1 protein-coding gene and 2 pseudogenes are annotated in these 2,383 nt (G+C 78.0%); all 3 read left to right on the top strand.

The window, feature by feature from the left end:
* Window positions 1-223, top strand: a pseudogene (locus CCN44_RS33660) (glycosyltransferase family protein); the annotation flags it as partial.
* The gene (locus tag CCN44_RS33655) at window positions 220-1,641 is read left to right on the top strand and encodes an exopolysaccharide biosynthesis polyprenyl glycosylphosphotransferase (protein WP_059249632.1); all 1,422 of its coding nucleotides are present in this window, start codon (window positions 220-222) and stop codon (window positions 1,639-1,641) included. The pseudogene CCN44_RS33660 and the gene CCN44_RS33655, both read left to right, overlap by 4 nt.
* A gap of 3 nt (window positions 1,642-1,644) precedes the next feature.
* A pseudogene (locus tag CCN44_RS33650) lies at window positions 1,645-2,383 on the top strand (O-antigen ligase family protein); the annotation flags it as partial.

Below are 2,383 nucleotides of genomic sequence, written 5' to 3'. Positions count from 1 at the left end.
GCTGGCCGGGGCGGTCACCGCGCTGCTGACCGATCCGCCGCTGCGCGCGGCGCTCGCCGACCAGGGACGCCGGCACGTCCTGGCCACGCACGACGTGCGGCACACCGCCGACCGGATCGCGGCCCTCTACCGCGAACTCCTCGGCCCCACCAGCCCGTGCGCGGCGAACGGCGAACCAGCCCGGCCCGTGCCCTCCGAGTGCAGGGAGTCCATCCACTCGTGACCGCGGAAAGCACCGTCCCCTCCCCCGGCGCCCAGCCACGGGACCACGGATTCCCACCCGTCTCCGTCCTGCCGGCCCGCCCCGCCGGCGGCTTCCGGTTCCCGCTGCGGCGGCAACCCGCGCGGCCCGCCTCGCCGCTGCCCCTGCTCGCCGCCGACCTGCTCGCCGCGCTCGTGGGCGCCGCGGCGCTGGACGAGGCCGCCCGCCGCCCGGCGCTGGTCACCGCGCTGGCGTCCGGCGCGCTGCTGCTGCGCCCGCGCTCCGCGCGTCCGGTCCCCGGTGTGCTCGACGAACTGCCCGCGGTGTGCGCGCGGATCGCGGTGGCCTGGCTGGGCCTGGCCGCGCTGCTCGCCGCGTACGACCCCGGGCGCGCCCTCACCGCCCGGACCCTGCTGCTGGGCTGCGCGCTGCACACGGCGGCGGCCGGTGCGGGCCGGGGCCTCGTGCACTGGCGGCGCCGGGTCGTGCTGCGCCGCCGCCCGCACACCGCCCTGGTGATGGGGCCCGAGGCGACCGCGCAGCGGGTGGCCGCCGCCCTGCTGCGGCATCCGCGCTGCGGGGTGCGGCCGGTGGGCGTGGTCGCGGAACGCCCGGACGGCACCGGCGGGCTGCCGGTGCTCACCACCGGCGAGGAGGTGGAGCGGGCGCTGCTCCGGAACGGGGTGCGGGTCGTGCTCACCGTCGACCCGGCCGTGCGTACCGAGCAGGGTCCGCTGCTGCGGGCGCTCGCCGCGTCGGGCTGCACGGTGTGGGAGGCCGACGCGGACAGCCCGGCGTACGAGGTGCGGGACCGGCTCGCCGGGTTCGCCGTGCGACGGCTCGACCTGGGCGCGCCCCGGCGGACGGGGGTCGCCAAGCGGCTGCTGGACGTGCTGGTGTCGGGCGTGCTGCTGGTGCTGCTCAGCCCGGTGCTGCTGGTGTGCGCGGTGGTGCTGCGGCTCACCGACGGGCCCGGGGTGGTGTTCCGGCAGGAGCGCATCGGCAAGGACGGCCGCCCCTTCACGCTGCTGAAGTTCCGCACCCACCGCCCGGTCGACGCGCACGAGGCGGCCACCCGGTGGAGCGTGGCCGGCGAGCCGGAGATGAGCCCCTTCTGCCGGCTGCTGCGGCAGACCTCGCTGGACGAGCTGCTCCAGCTGTGGAACGTCTTCCGGGGCGACATGAGCCTGGTCGGACCGCGCCCCGAACGGCCGTACTTCGTGACCCAGTTCAGCCAGACCTACCCGGGCTACGCGGCCCGCCACCGCGTGCGGACCGGCATCACCGGGCTGGCCCAGATCCACGGGCTGCGCGGCGACACCTCCATCGAGGACCGGGCCCGCTTCGACAACGCCTACATCGACACCTGGTCGCTGTGGCAGGACGTCTGCATCCTGCTGCGCACCGCCGCCGCGCTGGTGCGGTCCACGGGGAGCTGACCGATGACCCTCGCCCTGCCGCCGCGCGGCCCCGCCCCGCTGTCCCCCGTGCTGCCGGTGGTGGGCGTGGTCGCGCTGCTCGCGCTGCCGGTCGCCCCCGGCGGCGAGGGCGGCGCGGGTCCCGCCGACGCGCTGTCCGCGCTGGTCGTCGTCTTCTGCGCGGTACGGCTGCTGCGCGCGCGCCGCCGCCCGCTCACCCCGGTCGCCGCGCTGCTGCTCGGCCTGCCGGTGGCCGGCCTCGCGCTGGCCGCGCTGCACGCGGTCGCGCCGGGCGCCGGGCTCACCGGCCTGGGCCGCTACCTCCAGGTCTTCGTCCTGGTCCCGGCCGCCGTACTGCTCCTCGTCCGCGGCCGGGCCGACTTCCGGCTGCTGGCCTGGGCGTTGGTGGCCCTCGCCGGGTGGCAGGGGGCGGTCGGCGTGCACCAGTACCTCACCCGGACCGGGGCCTCGTACCGGGGCGAGGAGATCCGGGCCGTCGGCACCTTCGGGCCGGCGGACGTGATGGGCATGGCGACAGTGGTGTCGTTGGGGCTGGTGTGCGCGGTGGGCCTGGCGCTCGGCCGGCCCGCGGTACGGGAACGGGTGCTCGCCGCCTGCTGCGCGCTCGCCCTTCTGGCTCCGCTCGCCGTGTCCTTCAGCCGGGGCGCGTGGATCGCCACCGCCGTCGCCGTCACCGTCCAGCTGCTCCTGGCCGGGCCGCGCCGGGCGCTCGGGGTCGGGGCGGCCGTGGTGGCGGCGGGCG

Source organism: Streptomyces tricolor (assembly GCF_002155905.1).
GTDB classification, from domain to species: Bacteria; Actinomycetota; Actinomycetes; order Streptomycetales; family Streptomycetaceae; genus Streptomyces; species Streptomyces tricolor.
Note: the sequence above shows the minus strand (reverse complement) of the source record. Positions and strands in the feature narration are given on the sequence as shown.